Here is a 23,536-nt window from a genome sequence, read left to right as displayed (position 1 = left end):
GCGTCAACTATCAAGGCTAACTAACGAATATTAATATAGCATATTTATAATTCAATATCAAGTGTGACTAGTTGGTAATATGTTATTGCAGACAAATGCGTTAATACCACTTTTATACCCACTCGATTTCGAGGAACACGCCGAGGTATTTTGTATATATGATTGATGGAAGCGAACCGTGACCTTGCAAATCCGCCTATTTTTTCTACATCTACATTAGCAAGTGGAAACAATAGAACAGTCCCTGCGATTCCTTTTCCTGTTTCACTTTTCTTCCTAACTTACCATAAACTCACCCTAAGCTAGTATATCCATTTTAGGACAAAATAACCTGTCCCCATGTCCCTTCCACCAAAATCATTAACAATGCCGCCCGGTCGATTGGAATTACTGAGAAAATTGGCACTCATACTCTTCGAAAAACCTTTGGCTATCACGCTTATCAATCTGGAGTTTCAATTGGAGTGATACAAAAATTATTTAACCATTCGGCTCCTTCGATCACACTCAGATATATTGGTATTACTCAAGATGATCTTGACAACGTTTATTTGAATCTAAATTTATAGAGCTACAAAGGAAAGAGCATTTTCCCCAATGATGAATCACTGTAGAAAATGCTCTTTCTTATCACGATGGGTATACTGAGAAATGGACGGGCTGGATCTCATTTTAAGACGCTGAGCCACTAAAAATCTGCATAACTGCCGGATGATTCGCAAGCGACCAGTGCGAATTCACTATGCGCCATTTGCCGTCGATCAAACGGTAAACTTCAGTAGAATTCCAGGCCCTGAGAAGCTTCTCGCCCCCTCCTTCGCCAGCAACGAAGGTGTTCAAATTATAGCTCAGTACCGCGAGATCGCCGCTATCGCTGACTGCCACCTCGGGATTGAGATACTCGTTGCGCACGATATGGGGATTCTTGTATAACCTAGAAAGATGTTCCACCACAGCATTGTGGCCGACAAGTAGCTTTTCGGTAAAGCAGTCGAAATAGGTCATGTCCTCGCTGTAGGCGTCAAAGTAACCGCTGCAATCGCCAGTACTCCAGCGCTCGTTGAGTGAACGCTCTATATCGAGGATGGTTTCTGTGATCTTGCCAATGTTAGGTTTCATTTTTTTTGCTCCTTTTATAAGTATATGATATGATAATTATAGGTCATTAGCAATAAGGATAAAAGGTTAAATATGGACTGTGAATGATATATTTCGGACATTTTGGTCATCTCAGCGGACCTTAGGACAATGGAGGATACCGTGATGGTACGCACATCCAAACATAGGGAAGATATCGAACACCTCAACTATCGACCTGCAGTGCCTTACCCATACGATCTGGAGATCTTTCGTGTGTCTGACCTCAAGCGGCGAACTCGCGAAGAGAAGATGCGCGTAACCTACAGGTATGAATTCCATATGCTTATATGCGTCACCCATGGCAGGTGCGTGCAATGGGTCGATTTCGATCCCATTTCCTGTAACCCAGGGGCTTTGATCGCACTGCGGCCTGGACAGGCTCACAATTTCGGGCGCGATGAAAATTGGGACGGCTGGGTTGTTCTCTTTCGGCCGGAGTTTCTCCTGCCCACCTTATCTCCATCCAGTGACCTCGAACTCACTTTCGATTTCGAAAGACTGCCAAGCTTTCTAAATCTAAACAGCGATGAGTTGCGTCGTGTGTTGGATTCAATCGTGCAGATGCGCGAAGACTCTCTGATCAACGCTTCATCAGAAGACGTCCACACGCTGCTGCGCTATCAGCTCTATGCGCTCGTGACGTGGCTTGGCGTTATCCATAGCCGACGACGGACGCATGATACGTTGCATTCTCACGCATTGTTGCGCTTTACACGTTTTCAGAAACTCGTTGAAGAGCACTTTGCCGAGTGGAGCCAGGTCAGCGAATACGCTATCCGCCTTGGTTGCACGGAAAGGAGTTTGACTCGCGCAACCAAGGCAGCGGTCGGCGTGAGTGCAAAAACGTTCATCTCTGCGCGCATCAATCTTGAAGCGAAACGTTTGCTGGTACATACAGACTTCCCCATCGGCGAAATTGCGGAGAAACTTGGTTTTGAGGAAGCTACCCACTTCAGCAAATTCTTCAAACGTGAAACGGGCTTTACACCGGCGGAGTTTCGACGGAGGCAAGTTGCCGAAAGTCTTGCCACAGACCCGGCTCTAGAGTTGAAAAAATCTCGTTAAGCTTGGTACTGGCTAGCGTACCTGGGAGATAACCAATCTGATATTTGACGCAGTCCTTAACAACTTAATGAGAGGAAATATAAAATATGATACGCAAACAACTTATTTCTTTATGTTTAAATTTTAATAATGTTTATGAAGATTATCCTTTCAACGAAAGACAATCCAGCCTGTTATGGACTACAATACGACACAAAGAGAATAAAAAAATTTTCGCCCTAATTTTTGAGCGTAATAATACATTATATATTAATTTGGGGTTCATCCAGGATTGGCGCTTTTAAGCCGAATTTCGGGTTTTCATCCAACATATGAAAGCGTACTCCATATAGGGTAAAAATGACTCCATTTTCACCTCTAGGAAAATTTGTAACCTCAACACGTTGGAGATCAAATACCTTTTCGTATAATTCCAATGCTTTCAAGCTATCTGTAATAACCATGTCAATTTCTACTCCGACCATTTTGAACACTCCACCTTTTATATTACAGGATTTCTACATACCCTTCCGTCCCGTTCACCCGAATTCGCTGTCCGTCTTTAATCAATTGGGTAGCATTCTCTACGCTTACTACAGCCGGAAGACCGTATTCCCTTGCAACAACGGCGCCATGGGTCATCATCCCGCCTACCTCCGTCACCAGGCCTTTAATAGCTACAAACACCGGTGTCCAACTGGGGTCAGTGAAGGTAGTGACCAAAACATCGCCTTCTTCGATATTGGCATCCTCCATGTTTAATATGACCCGCGCCCGCCCCTCAACGACGCCGGAGGAAACCGCCACGCCGGCCAAAGCGCCGGGAGGAATGTTGCCGGTGTCATATTCACTGGAGATAATCTCCCCCTCTGAAGTAATGACCCGGGGAGGCGTCAGCTTCTTAAAAACCTCATAGTCTTCTTTTCTCTTTGTTATGATGCTGGAATCCACCCGGTTCGTTCTCACTGTTTCCCTCACTTCCGTAAAAGATAGATAGTATATGTCCTCCCTGTCTCTTATCACTCCCTTTCGCACGAGCTTATCGGCTTCCTTCAGCAATGCTTGCTTGATAATCCAGAGATACCAGACAAGCAGATACTTGCTATATTCCCTGTACCCAGCGAAATTGCGCAAAACACTGATCATTTTCTTGGTCTTTTTGGCTTTGCTCTTTCCACCGGGCAGTTGTTCCAAACGGCTTAGAATATCTTCTTCCTTCCGTTTTGCTTCCTCCAGTCCTTGTTCAAATTTCATGCTGTGGGCACCAGGCCCAAAAGTCTTGATATTACTAAGAATCATTGGAATAAGCGTCGTCGGCTTCTCATTCCACCGCGGTCTGGTTATATCAATTTCCGCGGAACAACGCATACCGTATTTCTTAAGGTACGCCCGAATGGAATCACTTACGTCTTTCCCGCCTTCCAATTCAGCTAAATCCGCAAAAAAGTTCTCGTCACTGGCATGCTCAAAATACTCAATCACCGCCGGATACTTTCTGACGACATCCGCTACGTCCAAAAGTTCCAGTCCCATTTCGGAGGTAACATTATCGGGGACCGACTGGGCAAGGGCATCAGCCGCATTTTTTTCCCCCAGCCATTTCTGCATGTTTTTATTGATCCAGGAGCTGGCATAGGCGCCGGTAAAAACCGCTCCGTAGCCGGCGAAAACTGCATCCTTTATGTCCGTATAACTCTTAAAAATAAAATCAAACAATTCATTTCCTGATACTTTGGCAATCCTTTGCTCCAGGTCGTGCATCACCATCTCATTATGAGCCATAAGGTTTTTCACAATAACATGGTCATTCCTAAGATAGGTTTTTAGTGTGTCGATTCCCCATTTCAACCACACTGAAAGCCCTATCATCATTCCCTTTTCCCGGGATAATCCTTTGATAAAATCCTTCCGTTTTAGAATATTATAAACAGCCTTCTGCATCAAAACATCAACCATGTTCATACTTTTGGCCAAATTCTTGCCTATTATCGGTAAACTAAGTTCACGGGACATGTCTATATATAACCTTCCTCCGAGCTCAATCATCGCCGAACCGGAAATCAACTTAAAAAAATCCTGAAAAAAGCTGTAACCCAATGGTTTCATGGCTTCGGTCATCATCTGCCGATGACCGAAGGAAAAATACACATGGTTTTTCCCATCTTTCGCCTCCGGTGCAGGGTATAGGGTAGTGATGGGACGGCTCTGGACAATGTAGACGTTATCTTCATAAAGGCACCATTCGATGTCCTGCGGACGGCCAAAATAGGCCTCAATCTTTCTACCCATGCGTTCTAGCTGCAAAATCTGTTCGTCCGTCAGCGTCTCTTGATTTTGCCTTTCAGGCTCTATCTCCCTTTCCTCGGTGCCGCCTTCTTTTAAGGCATAAATAGCGAGCTTCTTAGTGGATATCTTCTTATCGACAATCCTACCCTCCCGCACCTTATAGATATCGGCGTTCACCAGACCCGCCACCAGCGTCTCACCAAGGCCAAAGCTGGCGTCGATAGACAACACTTTCCGATTGGAGGTAACAGGGTCTGCAGTAAACATAATTCCCGCAGCCTGCGGGAATACCATTCTCTGGATAACGACAGACAGATAGACCTTGCGGTGGTCAAAGCCGTTTTGGAGGCGGTAGGTTACGGCGCGGTCAGTGAACAGCGACGCCCAGCACTTGCTGATATGCTTAAGAATGGCATCTTTGCCGATAATGTTCAAATAAGTATCCTGCTGGCCGGCAAAGGATGCCGTCGGTAAATCTTCCGCTGTGGCGCTGGAACGCACGGCATAAGCGGTTTCTTCACCAAGCTTTGTGAGATAGAGGGTTATCTCCTCCTCTATATCCCCGGCAATGGATATCCCTTCGATAACCTGGCGAATTTTGCCGCTGATCTCACCAATTCTTTCTCGGTCTTCCACCTTAAGCTGCGATAGCTGGTCAAGCAACGCGTCAAACTCGGGTGCTTGTCTGATGATTCTTTTATACGCTTCGGTAGTCACGCAAAAACCCTCCGGTACCTGTATCCCCTCAATTCTGGATAGTTCCCCCAGGTTGGCGCCCTTGCCCCCGACTACCATAAGCTTTGTTTTATCGATCTCCGGAAAACTAAGCACATAGGGATTCACAGATATCCCTCCTTGTTGTTGTTCAAACGACTAGATAGCGCATTTTAACAATCTTTAAATACAGTAATACTATTCTCTTGTTAGCGATCCTAGATACCTAAAAAAATATTAAAAATTAAGCCAGTCAAGATGATTTCCAACCACCCAACCGGCTCACGTTTTAATTTATTTTCTTCATAAGCATTTTCTCTAGATTTTCAGGTATAGTTTTTTGCTGATTTTGAGCGGGCGGCAATATGTTCCGCCTGCTCTAGCAGTATTCAACGGTTGGTGGGAAGAGAATGTACTGACGGGTTTCGTAATATCAGATTTGCTGTTCGGCTGCATTTGCCCGGTCCATGATTTCCCGGACTATCGCTGTTTTGGCAATCTGGTGCAATTTATTAATGGTGCTGGATGTTTGAACCTTTATCAGCATCATCATGAAAAGCTGTAAAAGGCAAATGTAAGATAATAGTTCCATTTTGTTTTACGTAGCTTAAATGCTTTAAAAAAAATCTTACAATAGAACCAGTGATAAGAGCAGAAAGCAAAGTACCTTCGCGAATACCACGAACTTCACCAAAGTAAATCCAAGATAATAAGCCGGCAAAAAAAACTATACTTGTATCAAAACAGGTCTTTGTATTACCAAATTCAAAATTCCAATGATCGGCAATAGATTTAACAATTCCCTCTCCTGGCAAAATAACAACATTCCCGATGATTTCTAAAGCAATACCTAATGCCATACTGCAAATTCCCAACAATAAGACAACAATTTTTCCAATATATATTTCCGGTGCCACCGTACTAAGTAAAAACATCGTAAAATCGATAAAACTTCCAAAGATGCCAGTCATGGGAACCTGCAACATTTGAATATATTGAAACTGTTGACGTAAGATCATAATTTGCCCAAGAAAAAACACCATATTAATAATAAAGGTAAATCCCCCAAGAGAAATAGGATACCGCAAACTTAAAATATAGGGTGCGCTGGAAATTGGTGCAGTTCCAAGCATACTTTTGATAATACAGGAAATGCCGAGAGACACAAAAAAAAGACCACAAATAAACAATAAATAACGCTTTATTATAGACATAAAAATAACCTTCTTTAACAGAGAATATAATTTTTATTTTAACATAAACAACATTCACCTTAAAGTAAAAATGCCGCAAGCATCCATAAGGACACTTGCGGCTTTAAATATTTTAGTTTCTCTCTAGAATTTATAGGTTAGCCCATATCCTAACCCTTTTACCTTATAGTCGGCATCTCTGCCGTATGCACTAGCAATTGCTCCATTGTATTTTACATTATCATATTTGTTTTCGGCATAGAATAAATCAAAATCCACATTTTTATTAATGGCATAGGATACACCAAGCTTCCAGGCACTAGTATCCGCTCCTGCGGCTACCGTAGCGTAACCGGTCAGCCTATCTGCAAGCGGGGTCTGGCCGGTTACACCGAGTTGCCAATTGCTCTTAGTATCGCCCTCAAAACTACCTAGTCCCCTGCCCTCATATTTTGACTTAGCCTGAACAAAACCAGTAAATACCGTAAAGTTTTCGTCTACTTTGTACAAAACATTAAATTCCTGGGTTTTTAGTTTACCACTAAACCCACTATAATCTTTCGATTTAGGATTAAAGTTTTTATACTGGATAGCAAAATTATTACCTAAGCCAGCAGTAACACCATATTCCCAGGATGTTTTTGCATCATAGGTTTCACTGCCGGTTCTATCACTTACCTTAATGTCATTGCTCGCTCTCCCGGAAATATCAACAGCTATCTTACCTTCTGAAAAGTCATTTAGCGGTGCTGCAAATCCAACTGAAGTAGCTAAAGATAGTGCCGCAACAACTCCTATCACTTTTTTCTTCATTAATAACTCCCCCTATCATGTAGTTTCTGGATATTTCCTCCAGTAATGATATATTATACCACAAACTTCCGGAATCTATTCGTAAAAATCAGCCCCCAAAGATACCTTGCACGGGCTACACGGCTATTTTACGCTGCATCAAGTAAATCCTAATCATTTTTTTTGCTAACTGGCATCAAGCATTTCCAGTACTTCTTCTTAGAGCTTCCCTATGAGCATTTCTCCGAAAGGGCCTTATAAGCTCCTGTTTCAAACCCTCCTAGGCCGGGGTTACAAATTATCTATATCTTAACCTAAGCAATCAGAAAAAATAGGACCACTTTCTGCAAAAAAAGGATAATTGTCCTATAAGATGTCCGTGATGATAACACGATATAACTAATGGATATGACCTTGCAAATAGTCGGGTATGTCTGCTCTAAGGCCCAAATGAGCCAAGTCATTTCAGGTATTGCCATTATACTATAAGTCAGAACCTTACTATTTTCGGCAATAAGGAACAGATGAGGATAACGCTGTTTCACGTAATGATCAGCAGGAATGAATTTGAAAGCGTGTCAGTTCGTTCGGTAAAAGGCGCAGAGCAAAAAAGAAAATGAGGTGTTGTTTAATTGAATCAAAGAACTTCTTTCTGTAAGGCAGTACTAAAAGCAGGAATCTCGGCTTTATGTCTTGCGCTGTCTATCGGCCTGCTGCAGCCAAGCAAAATCGAAGCCTTGAGTCTTGGTAAGCTTGGCGGCTCCATTGCAAGCACTGCCTCGGAGCAACAAAAGGTCAGGGAATCACTTGATTACTATGAGAATGCTGGGAGAAATGAACTTTTTGAAGAGATAAAAAAAACGGATGGCGTCATCAACGATCCGTATTTAAATAATGAACTTAGCAGTATTATGACAAGACTGACAAATGCAGTTGCTAAAACAGAACCTTCTATAAAAGACAAGCCCTACAATTATTTTATTAACCCGCAAACGGTATTTAATGCCTATTGCACTCTGGGGCATAATATTTCCGTCAATGTTGGGGTATTCTCCTTTTTTGATAATGATCAGGACAAGGTAGCAGCGGTTGTTGCGCACGAATTGGTCCACGGACAAAAAAATCATCCTATCAATGGCGCCAAGAAAAAAATGACTGTAGAATTTGTGCAAAAGGTTGCCGGCTCACAAATGAGTGGCGGCAGCAAATTGGCTGTTGATGTAGTCGCTACCAATGCCAAGGCTGTCGGCGTAACCAAGCCTAACGAATGGGAAGCGGATAATATTGCCTTTGGCTATTTAACCGATGCCGGTTATAATCCGGGCGCTCCGGCGGCAGTTTGGCAGCGCGTAATCGATAAAATGGGCAGTGGCTCCAAAGGTTTTTTTGATGATATTTTAAATCCTTCTACTCATCCGGGCGAGAAGGAAAGACGGGACAATTATGCTAAAAAGCTGACCGAGTACAGCAATAATAAAGTTACCGTCAATGCTGCCACCGGCGAAATTAAAGTAAATAACAAATCCTTTATGAAACCGGCTGGCTTTGGTAACATAAGTGGTTTGGAACGCAGCTATTTGGTTGCCGGTAAGCTGGCTAAAGCTTATCATAGTAAAGAACCTCTTGCACAAGCCCGTAATGACAACGGCGTGGTTCGGCTTGGCGATCTAGCAATCGTGCAGCCTGGTTCCGCGGATACAAGTGCAGATGAACTTGTGAAAATCTTAAATGAGATAAAATAGTAAGTAGTATACATATTTTTTACTGGTGAGCGTATAAAACGTAATAAAAAAATCCGAAGTCCTTTATAAAAAGACTTTGGATTTTTTTATTGAATTACGCTAATCTGTGTTTTTTAATGTCTTAAGGCGGGACAGGTTCCTCAAGGAAAGCTGCAAGGGAAAACGGGTGAACCAGTAATCCCTGAAAAAGTGGTTTAAGGCAAACAAGCATAGAAAATGCACAATTTCTTATCCTGCTAAAATTGGCGGTATTCCCTTCGCCGCTATTTGCTGCCTTTATAAGTTACCGGGACATAATAGAAGTCGGTTCCAAGCTCCACGATATCTGGCATAGGCTTATTTTCGTCCTGCTGCTCTTCCGCTGCCTGGTCCTGTGCAAAACTTCCTGGTCTCTGCTGCTCTGGATTGACATCCGGATTTACATTTAAACATTCTGACAACAGCTCTTCAAACTCGTGCGTCCTTTTCCTGTATTCCGGATAGGGTTGTTCTTCTACCAGATGTAACTGTACGTGATCCACTCTTGCAACCCGTGCATGACTACCGCTGTATCTGGACCGGCTATATGATTTCATCATAGAGTTGATTGATAATAAACCAAAAGTCATTTTATTATCACCTCATATTCTAAAATTGACTTAAGCTTATCATCAAATTATGATAAAAATATGACTAATCCCCGGCAAAGAAAAACGCCCCGGAGAACATAATTATATAAGTGAATTCAGGAATATTCTAGAATTCCCTATCATATATATTATGTTAGGGAATAATTGCAAACCACTCCTCAATACACTGCCAAGGGTTTCTTTATGTATATACTATGATGCTGCTCTTTATAAATATGCCATTCCCCAGGCAAATAAATGATAATAAAAAGGCCATTACGTACCTAGGCTTAGACAAAAATTTTTCTTTGACCAGAAGCGATTTCTAATGATTTAGGAGGAAGATATGTCGACTACAGAGCTTGATAAAGGGCAACCTGCAGATCATGCACCTGACCCTGAACAGCCAGAGGCTTTGCCAGCCAGATCAGTTAAAGACAGGGAAGAAGCGGGCGAAGAATTAGACTTGGAATGGTTTGAACGATCGACAGGCTACGATTCCAGGTTTTTGGGCAAAAATTTTGAAGTACCGTTTCCCAAACTGCGCGCCGATTTAAAACAAGATGTTGCTCCCCTTAAGAATGGTGGTACTATCTTACACTACACGCATTTCTCAATTATGATGAGCAAGTCACGTTGTTTGGCTTTTTATACCGCAGTTAATGTTGACGGCAGCCAATTAGTGGATGTAGAGAGGGAAAAGGACCGATGGTATTTCGATCCCCGTATTGATCAAAAATATCAATACGGTCCGGAGTTATATAATGATAACGATATCGACAGAGGTCATTTGGTGCGCAGGCGTGATCCCGCCTGGGGCAGTGCCGCAGCAAAGGCAAATGTGGATACATTTCATTTCACAAACTGCTCTCCGCAGCACAAATCTTTAAATCAGAAGACCTGGCTTGAATTAGAGGACTATATTTTAGAAAATGCAAGGAACCGCCATCTTAAAGTATCCGTATTTACCGGGCCTGTTTTTCGCAGCGACGATATCCTGTATAGAGAAAAGTTTCAGATACCCGCGGAATTCTGGAAAGTAGCTGTCATGGTAAAAGAAAATGGCCAGTTGTCAGCTACCGCTTATTTACAAACCCAAAAACAGCTTATCGTTTCTTTGCAATTTGCCTATGGAAAATACAAGACTTACCAGGTGCCTATTTCTAAAATTGAAGCATTAACCGGACTCAATTTTAACAAATTACAAACCTGCGATCCACTGTATCGTGCCGAAAATTCAATTGGCCATGTTATTGAAACTGCCGACGATATAAGGCTATAAGGATACAAAATAAGCGCCCCGGGGGACGCCTCCTAGTTCTCTTGCGTGATTTGGAAATTGGAATACAGATCATTTTCCTTTAGCATTCTCAGCAAATTCTCTCTTATATTGTCTATCGTCAAAACCCTGGGGTTCTCACTGTTTTTTGCCGTATATGAAATCGCAATCCGAAGACTATCTTCAGCAACCGGTACTTTCAAATCACATATATGCCGGATCTCAGTCGCAATACGGTTTGCAACTAAAATTATACTTACTTTGCGGTAAAATTCCAGTGCATAACAGGGACTGCTCCCCCTTTGATCAAACCATAGTGTAAATTGTAATTCCGCCATGGCCACCCCTCCCTCTACCATTTACCTAAGAATTCGGTGGAAGAAGCAGTTACCCTTCCAAAATTAATTAATTTTACCTTTTATTAACAATTCCATAATGTTAAATAAAAAACTCTCTCAGGACGGAAAGTTCTAAAATATTTTAGGAATATTTTAGAACTTTCCGTCATATATATTATTTTAGGGAATAGTTGCGAGCTATTCCCCAAAAAGAATAAGGAGGTGGTACCATGAAAATCACACTAGAAGTATCCACCTCAGATGTCGTAGTGATGTTAACAATCTACTACATGTTGCTTAACCTCATTATCTTTTTATCTAAATAGTTGTAGAGTACTTCATCTTTATCCTCAGTATTATTACTGAGGATTTCCTTTATATACTATGATATTGTTCTTCATAAATATACCAATACCAAACAAATAAATGCAAAATAAAAGGGCGGAACCACTTCTTTTTACCTAATGACCAAAAGACGGCAATTTATTTCGCTTACAAAAGAGTAACTGGAGCCAAAAAGAACAGCACCAAAATTACTTCTGCTGCCATGTTTTAAAAGCTTTTATTTTATCCAGCAGTGTACTCGCATCGCCATCGAAGTTGATGGCCCTGTCATCGACATAAACGGTGGCCGGAGGTTTATGGGCAACCACATCGTCCACCGCGATTGCATGCCGGGCCAGCCATGCTTTTACCGCTTCTACTCCCCCCTCCTGAAAGCAACGGGTGGAAACAACGACTACACGATACTGCTTGCGTATGCTCTGAATGGCTTCTTTGATTCCTTCTACCGGCGGATCAGGTATAACCGTAGTGCCTTTCCATTTACTGGTGTAGCTGTGAATAACGCCGTCAAAGTCCAATACAACCGTTTTTTTCATTCTACTGCTCCGTTCGCCGTAATAACGTTTTTTGGTAAAACACGGGCCGTACTATCAAAGTACGGCCCGCATTTTAGTGTATGGGAATATTGCTTCGCCGTTTTTGGGATTTATCTTTTTTGGGCAGCGTCACCGACAGTACTCCATCGTTAAACGTGGCATCAATTTGATCTTCCAGAACATTGTCCACATACAGGCTTCGTTGAAATTGCCCGTACCGTCGTTCTTTGCGGACATAGTTTTCTTCTTTTTCTTCCTGGGTTTCATCACGCTTAGCGGCGATTGTCAGGTACTGATTTTCATAATGAAGCGTAATATCTCCTTTCTTAACTCCCGGCAAATCTGCTTCCACAATATATTCATTATCGGTTTCCCGGAGGTCTACCCGAAAGGCGTTTGCCATATTTCTCACGGGAGATAAAAAATCATCATCAAAAAAACCCTGCATCAGTTGATCAAGATAGTCTCTTCTTGCAGCCATTTTGTTGCGAAATGGTACTAACCCAAACATGTTTTTAGCTCCTTTCGTTTTTTGTTTTTTCATAGTATATACAGTAGTAATAAAAATAACACGTGAAAATTAGATCCTGAATTTCACGTGTTATCGTTCTATATTATATATATTTCTATAATTTAAACCGTTTTACAATAGCATTTAAGTCGCCGGCCATTTTAGCTAAAGACGCTGCATTGGAATTAATTTCCTGCATGCTGGCATTTTGTTCTTCAGTCGATGCGGCTACCATCTGCGTGCTGGAGGAAGTCTCTTCGGCAATGGCACTAATATTCTGCACGCCGGCCACCATGGCTTCCGTTCCTTTAGCCGTTTCCTTGACCGATGCGGCAATTTGGGATATGCCGGTTTTAACGACGGCCAGCTTTTCATTAATGACAGTAAAGCCCTGCTGCGTACTATGTATAGTGGTCGAACCCTTAGCTACTTCCTCACTGGCTCTGCCGACACTTTCCACCGCATGGTCAATCTCATTGCCCATACGTTCAATAATCTCGGCAATATTTTGCGTGGCCTGCGCACTTTGCTCAGCCAGCTTGCGTACTTCCTCCGCCACAACGGCAAAGCCCCGCCCTGCCTCTCCGGCCCGTGCCGCTTCAATAGCCGCATTAAGCGCCAGCAGGTTGGTTTGCCCGGCAATACCATTAATCAATTCTACGATACCTTTTATATCGTTCGATCCCTGCGACAAATTCAGGGTCACAGTGTTGATTTCCGTCATAGCCTGGCTGACCATTTCATTCTGACTAACCACCTCGGACAGCAGGTGCATTCCCTCGCTCGCTTCCTGTACCGCCAGTTGGGTGTTATCGTTCAATTCGGCAGCCCCGGCACTGATTTGTTCGGCTCCGGCCGATATCTCCTCAAGGGTAGCCGAAATGTCGTTAATACTGTTCGCATTTTGCGTGGCCCCGGCAGCAATATCCTGAATGCTCTGCGCAACCATGTTTACCGATTTCATTTGTTCATCTACCGTGGCGGTCAGTTCTTCACTGGCCAAAGCCAGCAGCTTGCCGCCTTCTTGAATCTGACGGGTGATATCTTTCAGTACATGGCGCATTTTGATAATAACCAGGCCCATATCACCGATTTCATCATCCCGTGTCGGCTGAAGATCGGGTTTGCTTAAATCCAGTTCGCCAATTTCTGCTAAAGACTGGCTGACACTTTTCAGGCGTCCGGATAAATTACCGCTATACCAGGTGACTAGGGCTGAAATCAACACCAGGAAGAACAGGGCGGCAAGGCTGGTGCCAAAAACCACCTTACTATTCGTAGCAATCATATCCTGGGCCTTTTCTCCAAAGGTCTTTTCCTGCATGTCCGATACATGTTCAAACTGCTTATCTATCTCACCAACCAGATTCCGGCCTTCCGCTATGATTTTAGAGAGGTTCGGGTCATTTACCTTTTTGGCGGCAATTACTCTGTCGCCTATGTCAGTATACGTTGTAATTAGCTTTTGCAGCTTATCCCCTTCTGCTTTTATATCAACCGCTTGAGTTGTCTCCACATAATGGGTTACCGCCTCCAGGCTATTTTTCATATTTTTCCGGTAACCCTCTTCATAGGTGGCCGCACCATCCGCATAAAACAGAAACCCGCGCATATCCAGCAAAGCTCTGGTAAAGTCGGTATGAGCACCTTTTAAGGCAACCGTACGGGCAGCCGTATGCTTGATGATCGACTCCGTCTTACTGCTGTTGTCCATCAAATTATACAGGGTGACTCCCAGGATACAGCCCAATAGTACGATGGTTAGGCCAAACATTCCTCCTAATTGAACGGCAATGGACAATCTCATCTTGTTCATGTTGCACCTCTTCTGTAGATTTAACAATATAAAAAAGCGTTATCCTACAATTCTTTGTTGTCAGCCTGAATCCTTTGAAAAAATTTTGCTGCACATGGTCATTTTCTAAAACACGAAAAAGCACATACCGTTGCGTATGTGCTTACTTTATACCCAGTATGGTGCCTCAGGACAGAATCGAACTGTCGACACGAGGATTTTCAGTCCTCTGCTCTACCGACTGAGCTACCGAGGCGAATAAAAATGGCGACCCGGAAGGGACTTGAACCCTCGATCTCCGCCGTGACAGGGCGGCATGTTAACCACTACACCACCGGGCCGTTTCAAAAAATATAAAAATGGTGGGCGATGACAGGATCGAACTGCCGACATCCTGCTTGTAAGGCAGGCGCTCTCCCAGCTGAGCTAATCGCCCATAATAAATTGGTGACCCGTGGGGGAATCGAACCCCCGATACCGCCGTGAAAGGGCGGTGTCTTAACCGCTTGACCAACGGGCCACTTGGTGATCCACCCGCGACTCGAACGCGGGACACCCTGATTAAAAGTCAGGTGCTCTACCGACTGAGCTAGTGGATCATGCCGTCTCACAAGATATGATTATATAGCAACATTTCATTATTGTCAACTAAATTTTTAAAAATACTGTGTTTACCTTGTGATAATCACTAGGAACAACGAGGTGCATTTTCTTATGTTACTAATCAAACACCACCATCCACTATTCTTCTGATTTTTGTGGCAGTTCAGCCGATTGATTTGCAAACAAAGCTTTTAACATTGGAGGAGTAACCAATGTGGTAATGATGACAACGGTAACCATTACCGTGAAATAATCTTCACGAAGCAGGCCGGATTCTAAACCAATAGCAGCCATAATCAGAGCCACTTCGCCCCGCGACACCATCCCGGCGCCAATTCTCAATGATGACTTATCGCCGAATCCGGTTAAACGTGCCCCTAATCCGGCACCAATCAATTTAGTCAAAACAGCAAGGACGCTGAGCATAAGGATCAGCCACAGTTGATTTCCCATCCCATGGAATGATACGGAAAGGCCAACGCTGACAAAAAATACAGGAACAAAAAACGCATAGGCAATAGGTTCAATCTTATGTTCCACATTTTCTTTATATTTAGTCTGTGAAATCGCAATCCCAGCGGCAAAGGCACCGATAATTCCGGCTACTCCAAGAAATTCGGCAAAATAAGCAAAGAAGAAGCAGATAATCAATGCGGCACTGGCCACCGCTTCCGAAACACGCAGCGGCGCCAGCTTTTTTAATACCCAGGGTACCACTTTCCAGCCAATAAAAATAATAGCAATGAAAAATAAGACTTTTTTCCCCAGTATCAGACCAAGGCTTACTTCTTCCGCTGTAAACAGACTCATCATAATCGCCAGGGCCACAACAACCAAAATATCGTCAAGCACGGCCGCTCCTAAAATAGTTATGCTTTCCCGGCTTTGTAATTGCCCTAATTCTCTTAGTGTTTGAGCAGAAATACTGACAGATGTAGCCGACAATAATAAGCCCAAAAACAAAGCATGTGCCTGATCCATGCCAATCCACCGGCCTGTGACAAGCCCAAAAAGCATAGGAAAAACAACTCCGCCTACGGCAACAGCTATGGAAGAATTCCTGTTTTGGTTGAGCGCGTGAATATCCGTCTCCAGTCCGGCAAGAAACATAAGCAGTAAAACACCGATTTCACTGATTTCATCAATGATTTCCGAATTTTCGATCCATCCCAGCATGGCCGGGCCAATGACAATACCGATAATCAATTTTCCCAGTACTGCCGGCTGTTTTAATTTAACGCTTAAATCCCCTGCGAGCTTTGTTGACAAAAGGATAATTAACATTTTAAAATATAGCAACTTTTATCATGCCTTTCTTGTATTTTACATAACAAATATACATTTACTTAAAAATAAAAAAGAGAACCCCTTGGTGACAGGCTCCCCCAAAATCAAAACTCTTTAATGTGATATTATCCTAGCATTTTATTTGCTATAAGTCAAGAATCAGCTCTTCTTCTCCGTAACGGTAGACTTCCCGGAGCTTATGTCAACAGGATACAGCCGGTATCGGCGGGAAAAACGGATATGAACGCACCTGTGTCTACCATAAACCGTGCCTAAAATCGCTGATATCTTCCACATCTTCCTGCTCCTGCAATTGCGTCTGACGAGTCACAAAATCCCTGGCCGTATGGAAACCCAGAGTTTTCAGGCGGTAATTCATAGCCGCCACTTCTACAATACCGGCCAGATTCCGCCCCGGACGCACCGGGATAACGGTCTTGGGAACAGATACGCCTAAAATTTCTGTTTTCTCATCATCAATGCCTAAACGGTCATAATATTTGCCATGCTGCCATTCTTCGAGATGAATGGTCTGATTGATTTCCTGAAACAGACGTACGGCACGAATGCCAAACAAAGTCTTGATATCCAGTATCCCCAGTCCCCGAATTTCCATAAGGTGACGGATCATATCAGGAGCCCGGCCGAGCAAGGTATCTTCACTAACCAACGTAACGATAACGGCATCATCGGCCACCAGCCGGTGGCCACGCTTAATCAGCTCCAGCGCCGTTTCGCTTTTCCCTATCCCGCTGTCCCCGGTAATCAGCGTCCCAATACCATGAACATCAACCAGCACCCCGTGAATGGTAATACTAGGAGCCAGGCAGCGTTCCAGATAATCGGTCAGTCGTCCGATAAAACGGGTCGTCGGCTGCGAGGTACGTAAAACGGCCAGATGAGCATCCTCCGCCATCTTCAGCCATTCGTCCGGCAAAGACTGTCCTCTGGTAATAATAACACAGGGGATTTCCAAGCCGGTTAGGGTTTTCCAGCATTCAACGGCCAGCGTTTCGCCCAGGGATTCTAAAAAAGTCAGTTCCGCAGTACCAATCACCTGTATCCGCTGATGTTCAAAATATTTCAAGTAACCGGCCAGCATCAATCCGGGGCGGTTAATATCCGAAACCCTCACCGGGCGCTCCAGATAATCAGCCCCGCAAAGCACTTCCAACCCACATGGCTCCACTATGTCTTTGACAAACAACTCTTTTTTCATATCTGCTGTCCTTCCAGTATTTTAGCCAGGGTTTCCACAGCCCGCACTTCATCTTCCCCGTCAGTCTCAATAATAATTCTGGCTCCCTGTTGCGGCTCCAGTGATATCAGGCCCAGAATGCTTTTTCCATCAACACGGTAATCGCCGTTGATCACGGCAATCTCACATTTAAAATGCCCGGCCGCTCTGGCGAATACCGCTGCCCGGCGGGGATGGAGGCTGTTTTTGCTGATAATCTCCACACTTCTCCTCGTCACTCCCAGGACCTCCCGACTCCTAGAACATATCTGCAAGTATAATAGTCTGTTCCCGGCCAGGTCCAACCGAAACCATTCCGATAGCAATACCGCTGACTTCACTTAGACGTTCAATATAACGGCGCGCATTAAGCGGCAGATCCTGATAAGCACGGATATGCGTGGTCGGTTCCTGCCAGCCCGGCAATTCTTCATAAACCGGTTCCACTTTGGACATAACATTAAGGCTGGCCGGGTATTCATTGATAATCTGTCCGTTATATTTGTAGGCCACACAAAGCTTGATTTTCGGCAGTTTATCTAAAATATCCAGACGGGTTATGGCCATATAATCAATACCGCTTACATAACCCGCATAGCGGACAATGCAGCCGTCCAGCCAGCCGCAGCGGCGCGGACGGCCGGTTGTAGTACCGTATTCATGGCCTTCTTCCCGGATATGATTTCCCACTTCATCATGCAGCTCGGTAGGGAACGGGCCTTCGCCTACCCGGGTGGAATAAGCCTTAACAACGCCCACCACTTTGCTGATTTTAGTCGGTCCAATACCGGCACCGATGCAGGCTCCACCGGCAATCGGATGCGAAGAGGTTACATAGGGATACGTACCGTGGTCGAGATCCAGCAACGTGGCCTGTGCCCCTTCAAAAAGAACCTTTTTGCCGGCTTTAATATTGTCATTTAAGATGGCCGACGTATCGGCAATATACGGACGCAACTGCTGGGCATATTCCAAATACTCTTTTTTCACGGTTTCAAAATCAAAGCCTTCCACACCATAAACGGCTTTCAACAAATGATTTTTTGCTTCCAGATTGCGGGCCAGTTTTTCACTAAATTCTTCCGGTTCCAGCAGATCGCATACCCGGATACCGCAACGGGCATTTTTATCCATATAACAGGGACCAATTCCGCGTTTGGTAGTACCGATTTTATGATCGCCCCGGGATTCTTCCTCCACTTCATCCAGCAGGCGGTGATACGGCATAATCAGATGCGCCCGGTTGGATAGACGCAGGCCAGACGTATCTATGCCCTTTTTCTGCATAGCTTTTATTTCCTGCAGCATAACCTGCGGATCAACAACGACGCCGTTGCCGACAACACAGATTTTTCCCGAATACAGCATCCCTGACGGTAACAAATGAAGCTTAAATTCCTGACCGTCAACTACCACAGTATGCCCGGCATTGTTCCCCCCCTGGTAACGTACCACGACATCAGCCTTTTCAGCCAAATAGTCGACAATCTTTCCTTTCCCCTCGTCGCCCCACTGAGTTCCAATTACCACTGTTGCTGACATTTGCATCCTCACCCTTCCCCGGACCGGTTCCGGTCATAATAGATATTTTCCTGCCTTCCACTTGTCCGGTGACAATATTTTGGTATAGCTATCATTCATGGATAGTTTATTCACATTATCTTGGGTTTATTTTCCCCAAGCCACAAAAATAACTCAAACAGGACGTAGCCTACGCCTTTATTTGAGTTTGCTGAGGAAATTATCCGATTTTCCCTTGCTTATCATAGCATTTTACACCTGACGATGTCAAATCAAATTTCGAATGATATTGCTTGCAAATGAATAAATGTTCGGAAATTCTCGGTTATTCGACGATTTCATCACTTAAATCATTTTATTTTTATAAAAATACTGTTAGCGTTTTAATATACGGCTTTGACTGCGTTTATAAACTCTTCTTCCGTTTCCTTAATAACCAATTCTTCATCAATATAACCGAAGCTTTTATCCTCGTGCTGACCGCATTCGCCAATACATTCTTCGGTCAGTTCATTTTCCGGCAGAAAGGCGTGTAATTTTTCAAGGTCAACATTGGAACAGTTAGGACATACTCTGATCATAGGTAATCCTCCTCCTTTAACATTAACTGACCTCCGTAGTATTGCCTGTTGTCCGGTCTTCATGCATGATACCTGAAAATACCGGCTGGCAGTATTAAAACCCCGTCGATTGCCCAACGGGGTTTTAACACAGGCTGCCTTAATTTCATATCGTTTATTTTACCGCCGTTGCCACACGCAGCAGCCGTGCCGAATTTAATACCACTAAGATGGCCCCGGCGTTATGGACAATAGCGGCCGCAACCGGTCCTAACAGCCCCCAGGCGGCAAAACCAATGGCGGCAACATTAATAACGTTGGCCACAATAATATTTTGATTGATGGTCCGGTAAGCACGGCGGCTTACGGCAATGGCTTCCGGTATCTTGCGCAGGTCATCGGCCAGAAGAGCGATATCTGCGGCTTCAATAGCAATATCCGTTCCGGTATAGCCCATAGCCATACCGATATCCGCCTTGGCTAATGCCGGGGCATCATTCACCCCGTCACCGATCATAGCCACCTTATGACCAGCCTGCTGATATTTCTTCACATATTCCACTTTATCGGTCGGAAGCAAATCCCCATGCACAACCGGGATATTGAGCCGCGCGCCGATTGCTTTGCCCGCTGCAGCGGCATCGCCGGTCAGCAGCACTACATTACTCACCTGCGCCGGGTAAAGCTTGTTTAGCACTCTGGCAGCCTCTTCGCGGACAGGATCTTCAATGACCAGTATGGCGGCAACTTCTTCACCGGCAACAAAGAACACTACAGTTCCTCCCAAGGCTTGCTCTCCGGCACAATATTGCTCCTGCTCTTCTGAAATAGCAATGTGATAACTTTCCAGTAAGGTTTTGTTACCCAGCAGATACCTTGTCCCCTGAAGTTCGGCCGCCACTCCCTGCCCCACGACCGGCTTCCAGATTTCCGGCTCAACATACTGTGCCCCCACAGCGTCCGCCGCCTGCATAACAGCTTTAGCCAGATGATGTTCGGAACGCTTTTCAATTCCGGCAGCCAACGCCAAAGCCTGCTCTCTCTGCCAGCCGCCATAGCAGCGGATGTCTTTCAATCTTGGTTTGCCGACAGTTAATGTCCCCGTCTTGTCGAGAATGATGGTATCCACCCGGCCGGCGGTCTCCAGAATTTCACCGCCTTTAATCAGGATACCCCGTCTTGCCGCCGCGCCAATGGCAGCAGCTACCGCAGTCGGCGTACTGAGCAGCATGGCACAGGGGCAAAAAACAATTAAGATGGTAACGCCCCGTACAATATCACCGGTAACCAGATAAACCAGTGTGGCAATTGCCAGGCTGAGCGGGACAAACCAGTTGGCCCAGCGATCGATCATGCGGGCAATCGGAGCTTTGCTGTCCTGTGCTTCCTTGACCATTTTAATAATATGCCCTAAAGCCGTATCCTGACCAACCTTGGTTGCAATTATTTCGATACTGCCGGTAACAGCGATCGTCCCCCCAAACACGCTGTCGCCCTCCCGGCGCTCCAGCGGCAAGGATTCACCGGTAATCGTCGACTGATCAACCGCAGCAAAACCCGAAGTAACCACCCCGTCAACCGGAATTTTATCGCCCGGTTTCACCAGCAGCCGGTCTCCCACCGCTACCAGTTCCGCCGCAATTTCTTCTTCCACGCCGTCTCTGATAAGGCGGGCTTTCAGCGGTGCAAGTTCAGCCAGCTTCCGGAGTGCCGAATTGGACTTTTCCAGTGTCATATGTTCCAGAAGCTCCCCGATGGTCATGATCAGCGCCACTTCCGCTGCCGCAAAATACTCGCCGATCGCAATCGAGGCAATAATGGCAATGCTCACCAGCAAACCGACTTTGGTATCGCCCCGCTGTAAAATAGCCTTTACCGCTTCGCTGACAATCGGATACCCGCAAATAATCGCGGCAAGCAAGGCTGTATCCATACCAAAAATCGACGGTAGAATCTCAAACCAGTAAAGGCCTACCAGAACGGCAGACACGGCTATTACCGCATAATCTCTAATATGCCCTTCATGGTGATGGTGACTTTCATGACCACAATATTCTATCGACTCTGCCCTTTCCACAGCATATCACCTCACTCTTCCACGTGTTCCAGACATTGCCTGAACAGTTGTACAATATGATTGTCGCTCAAAGAATAATATACGTGCTGGCCCTCTTTACGGTTTTTGACCAGCCGCATGTTGCGCAGTTGCCGCAGCTGATGCGATACGGCCGAAGGGGACATATTAAGCAAGGTGGCAATGTGGTGCACACACAGTTCCTGCCCTTCGGCCAGCACAAAGACAATCTTCACCCGGGTAGCATCGCTAAGCACCTGGAAGGTATCGGCAACATCCAGAAATATTTCTTCTTCCAGCATATTTTCCCGTAAACTCGCTAAACGCCGTTCTTCTATACAGCGGTTATCACCGCAGTCATCAATCTTTTCCCGCAAGCCTTATCACCTCGTTATATGTGAGTAATTGAGTATGTGAACGTATATTCATATACTCAATTACTATTATAATGGATGGCCAATCTATTTTTCAATAGTCGATTACAAAAATTCCTAAAGACAAAGTAAGCCAAAACACTGTACAGACAGCGTTTTGGCTTACTTAGCGTATTACTATATTTATTTTAAAAGATTTTTTACGGATTATCCATTCTGGAAAAATCAGCAAATTTGGTAAACTGTTTATGGAAGAAGAGCTGCACCGTATCCACCGGACCATTACGGTGTTTGGCAATGATGATCTCGGTGATGTTTTTCTTCTCGGTATCCGGGTTGTAATAATCTTCACGGTATAGAAAAGAGACGATGTCCGCGTCCTGCTCCAATGAGCCGGATTCACGCAAATCACTGAGCATAGGCTTTTTAACCTGGCGGGATTCCACGCTGCGGCTCAGCTGTGACAGGGCAATCACCGGTACATTCAATTCACGCGCCAGCGATTTTAAGGAACGTGATATTTCGGATATTTCCTGCTGACGGTTCTCGCCGCCGCGCCCGCTAGTCCCGCCTTGCATAAGCTGGAGATAGTCGATGATAATCAGCTTCAGTCCATGCTCAATTTTCAGGCGGCGGGCTTTCGCCCGGAGTTCGACCACCGTGATGCCGGGCGTATCATCAATAAAAATCGGTGAAGAAGACAGCCGGTCAGCGGCCTTGATCAGTTTGGGCCAATCCTTATCCTCCAACTGCCCGATACGGACTCGCTGGGAGTCAATCGGCGCTTCGGCACACAGCATACGCTGCACCAGCTGTTCTTTGGACATTTCCAGACTGAAAAAGGCAACCGGCTGTTTTTCGCGAATGGCAATATGCTGGGCAATATTAAGTACAAAGGCGGTTTTCCCCATACTCGGTCTGGCAGCAATCAGAATGAGATCGGAAGGCTGCAGACCGGAAGTCAGTTGATCAAGATCCTTAAATCCTGTTGCCAGCCCGGTGATTCCGCCTTTCGATTCATACAACTGCTCAATTTTATCGATCGCCTGAAAAATGATGCTTTTAATCGGTGTAAAATCCTGTCCGACTTTACGGTTGGAAACGCCGAGAATTTTTTTCTCCGCTTCATCCAAAATATTGGCTACGTCTTCGGTTGCTTCATAACCCATACCGGCAATTTCCGTGGCCGAATTGATCAACTGCCGCAGCAAAGCTTTTTCTTCCACGATGCGTGCATGATACAGCACATTGGCAGCCGTAGGCACACAGTTGGCAAGCGAAGTAACGTAAGCAATCCCGCCTGCACCTTCCAGCTTATCTTCTTTGCGTAAATATTCGGTTACGGTAATTAAATCAACGGCGTCATTCTTATTAAATAATTGCAGCATGGCATTGTAAATCAGCCGGTGCGCTTCCCGGTAAAAATCTTCCTTGCGTAAAAACTCAGCCACTTTGGAAATGGCCTCACGTTCAATCAGCATGGCGCCGAGCACCGATTGCTCGGCTTCGATATTTTGCGGTGGTACTCTGTCAATCAAGTTCATATCCCCCTCACCC

At 44.8% G+C, this 23,536-nt stretch carries 22 protein-coding genes and 5 tRNA genes; 4 read left to right on the top strand and 23 right to left on the bottom strand.

The window, feature by feature from the left end; genetic code table 11:
* The first annotated feature begins 326 nt into the window (after positions 1–326).
* Positions 327–569, top strand: coding sequence for a tyrosine-type recombinase/integrase (locus tag P22_RS20050; protein WP_072169790.1), 243 nt, complete (start codon positions 327–329; stop codon positions 567–569).
* Positions 570–672: 103 nt separating this feature from the next.
* Here the strand turns inward: P22_RS20050 and P22_RS09585 are convergent, their stop codons facing one another.
* The gene (locus tag P22_RS09585; RefSeq protein ID WP_054260003.1) at positions 673–1,119 is read right to left on the bottom strand and encodes a YybH family protein; all 447 of its coding nucleotides are present in this window, start codon (positions 1,117–1,119) and stop codon (positions 673–675) included.
* A gap of 144 nt (positions 1,120–1,263) precedes the next feature.
* On the opposite strand from P22_RS09585, the gene P22_RS09580 reads away from it, so the two are divergent.
* The gene (locus P22_RS09580) at positions 1,264–2,205 is read left to right on the top strand and encodes an AraC family transcriptional regulator (RefSeq protein WP_054260002.1); all 942 of its coding nucleotides are present in this window, start codon (positions 1,264–1,266) and stop codon (positions 2,203–2,205) included.
* Positions 2,206–2,447: 242 nt separating this feature from the next.
* Here P22_RS09580 and P22_RS09575 read toward each other — a convergent pair whose 3' ends face one another.
* The 4 genes from P22_RS09575 to P22_RS09560 all read right to left on the bottom strand — a co-directional run bounded on the left by P22_RS09575 (position 2,448) and on the right by P22_RS09560 (position 7,190).
* Complete coding sequence (locus P22_RS09575) at positions 2,448–2,669, bottom strand: VOC family protein (protein ID WP_216598056.1); 222 nt, start codon at positions 2,667–2,669, stop codon at positions 2,448–2,450.
* Positions 2,670–2,691: 22 nt separating this feature from the next.
* Positions 2,692–5,313, bottom strand: coding sequence for a phosphoenolpyruvate synthase (gene ppsA / locus P22_RS09570; RefSeq protein ID WP_054260001.1), 2,622 nt, complete (start codon positions 5,311–5,313; stop codon positions 2,692–2,694).
* Positions 5,314–5,696: 383 nt separating this feature from the next.
* Entirely contained in the window at positions 5,697–6,398 is a 702-nt protein-coding gene (locus P22_RS09565; protein WP_054260000.1) for a YczE/YyaS/YitT family protein, read from the bottom strand.
* A gap of 123 nt (positions 6,399–6,521) precedes the next feature.
* Entirely contained in the window at positions 6,522–7,190 is a 669-nt protein-coding gene (locus tag P22_RS09560; protein ID WP_054259999.1) for a hypothetical protein, read from the bottom strand.
* Positions 7,191–7,801: 611 nt separating this feature from the next.
* On the opposite strand from P22_RS09560, the gene P22_RS09555 reads away from it, so the two are divergent.
* Positions 7,802–8,911: a M48 family metallopeptidase gene (locus P22_RS09555; protein ID WP_054259998.1), complete on the top strand. Its 1,110-nt coding sequence runs from the start codon at positions 7,802–7,804 to the stop codon at positions 8,909–8,911.
* 263 nt (positions 8,912–9,174) lie between these two features.
* On the opposite strand, the gene P22_RS09550 is transcribed toward P22_RS09555, so the two are convergent.
* Positions 9,175–9,519: a hypothetical protein gene (locus P22_RS09550; protein ID WP_054259997.1), complete on the bottom strand. Its 345-nt coding sequence runs from the start codon at positions 9,517–9,519 to the stop codon at positions 9,175–9,177.
* A 346-nt stretch (positions 9,520–9,865) separates the two neighbouring features.
* Here P22_RS09550 and P22_RS09545 point away from each other — a divergent pair, with 346 nt between their 5' ends.
* On the top strand, positions 9,866–10,801 hold the full coding sequence (locus tag P22_RS09545; RefSeq protein ID WP_054259996.1) for a DNA/RNA non-specific endonuclease: 936 nt from the start codon (positions 9,866–9,868) through the stop codon (positions 10,799–10,801).
* 32 nt (positions 10,802–10,833) lie between these two features.
* Here P22_RS09545 and P22_RS09540 read toward each other — a convergent pair whose 3' ends face one another.
* The 17 genes from P22_RS09540 to dnaB form a co-directional block, all read right to left on the bottom strand.
* Positions 10,834–11,136, bottom strand: coding sequence for a hypothetical protein (locus P22_RS09540; protein WP_054259995.1), 303 nt, complete (start codon positions 11,134–11,136; stop codon positions 10,834–10,836).
* A 533-nt stretch (positions 11,137–11,669) separates the two neighbouring features.
* Positions 11,670–12,017 (bottom strand): HAD family hydrolase, encoded by a 348-nt coding sequence (locus P22_RS09535; protein ID WP_054259994.1) that lies wholly within the window; start codon positions 12,015–12,017, stop codon positions 11,670–11,672.
* Positions 12,018–12,090: 73 nt separating this feature from the next.
* Positions 12,091–12,528 carry a heat shock protein Hsp18 gene (hsp18, locus tag P22_RS09530; protein ID WP_054259993.1) on the bottom strand — a complete coding sequence of 146 codons (438 nt, stop codon included), beginning with the start codon at positions 12,526–12,528 and terminating at the stop codon, positions 12,091–12,093.
* Positions 12,529–12,643: 115 nt separating this feature from the next.
* Positions 12,644–14,344, bottom strand: coding sequence for a methyl-accepting chemotaxis protein (locus tag P22_RS09525; RefSeq protein WP_054259992.1), 1,701 nt, complete (start codon positions 14,342–14,344; stop codon positions 12,644–12,646).
* Positions 14,345–14,503: 159 nt separating this feature from the next.
* A tRNA-Phe gene (locus P22_RS09520) sits at positions 14,504–14,579 on the bottom strand.
* A 9-nt stretch (positions 14,580–14,588) separates the two neighbouring features.
* Positions 14,589–14,664 (bottom strand) — tRNA-Asp (locus P22_RS09515).
* A gap of 19 nt (positions 14,665–14,683) precedes the next feature.
* Positions 14,684–14,759 (bottom strand) — tRNA-Val (locus P22_RS09510).
* Positions 14,760–14,768: 9 nt separating this feature from the next.
* Positions 14,769–14,843: transfer RNA gene (locus tag P22_RS09505), tRNA-Glu, on the bottom strand.
* Positions 14,844–14,846: 3 nt separating this feature from the next.
* Positions 14,847–14,922: transfer RNA gene (locus P22_RS09500), tRNA-Lys, on the bottom strand.
* 142 nt (positions 14,923–15,064) lie between these two features.
* On the bottom strand, positions 15,065–16,195 hold the full coding sequence (locus P22_RS09495) for a cation:proton antiporter (protein WP_235814604.1): 1,131 nt from the start codon (positions 16,193–16,195) through the stop codon (positions 15,065–15,067).
* Between the two features lie 274 nt (positions 16,196–16,469).
* Positions 16,470–17,432, bottom strand: a complete 963-nt coding sequence (hprK, locus tag P22_RS09490; RefSeq protein ID WP_054259991.1) for an HPr(Ser) kinase/phosphatase — start codon at positions 17,430–17,432, stop codon at positions 16,470–16,472.
* Positions 17,429–17,689, bottom strand: coding sequence for an HPr family phosphocarrier protein (locus P22_RS09485; RefSeq protein ID WP_054259990.1), 261 nt, complete (start codon positions 17,687–17,689; stop codon positions 17,429–17,431). Before P22_RS09485 ends, hprK begins: the two co-directional genes overlap by 4 nt.
* 19 nt (positions 17,690–17,708) lie before the next feature.
* Positions 17,709–18,992: an adenylosuccinate synthase gene (locus tag P22_RS09480; protein ID WP_054260028.1), complete on the bottom strand. Its 1,284-nt coding sequence runs from the start codon at positions 18,990–18,992 to the stop codon at positions 17,709–17,711.
* A 362-nt stretch (positions 18,993–19,354) separates the two neighbouring features.
* Positions 19,355–19,552, bottom strand: a complete 198-nt coding sequence (locus tag P22_RS09475) for a hypothetical protein (protein ID WP_054259989.1) — start codon at positions 19,550–19,552, stop codon at positions 19,355–19,357.
* Positions 19,553–19,706: 154 nt separating this feature from the next.
* Positions 19,707–21,608, bottom strand: coding sequence for a heavy metal translocating P-type ATPase (locus P22_RS09470; protein WP_054259988.1), 1,902 nt, complete (start codon positions 21,606–21,608; stop codon positions 19,707–19,709).
* Positions 21,609–21,619: 11 nt separating this feature from the next.
* Positions 21,620–21,982 carry an ArsR/SmtB family transcription factor gene (locus P22_RS09465; protein WP_054259987.1) on the bottom strand — a complete coding sequence of 121 codons (363 nt, stop codon included), beginning with the start codon at positions 21,980–21,982 and terminating at the stop codon, positions 21,620–21,622.
* A gap of 197 nt (positions 21,983–22,179) precedes the next feature.
* Positions 22,180–23,517 carry a replicative DNA helicase gene (dnaB, locus tag P22_RS09460; protein WP_054259986.1) on the bottom strand — a complete coding sequence of 446 codons (1,338 nt, stop codon included), beginning with the start codon at positions 23,515–23,517 and terminating at the stop codon, positions 22,180–22,182.
* Positions 23,518–23,536: the final 19 nt, after the last annotated feature.

It is taken from the genome of Propionispora sp. 2/2-37, from assembly GCF_001298735.1.
Lineage (GTDB): Bacteria > Bacillota > Negativicutes > Propionisporales > Propionisporaceae > Propionispora.
Note: the sequence above shows the minus strand (reverse complement) of the source record. Positions and strands in the feature narration are given on the sequence as shown.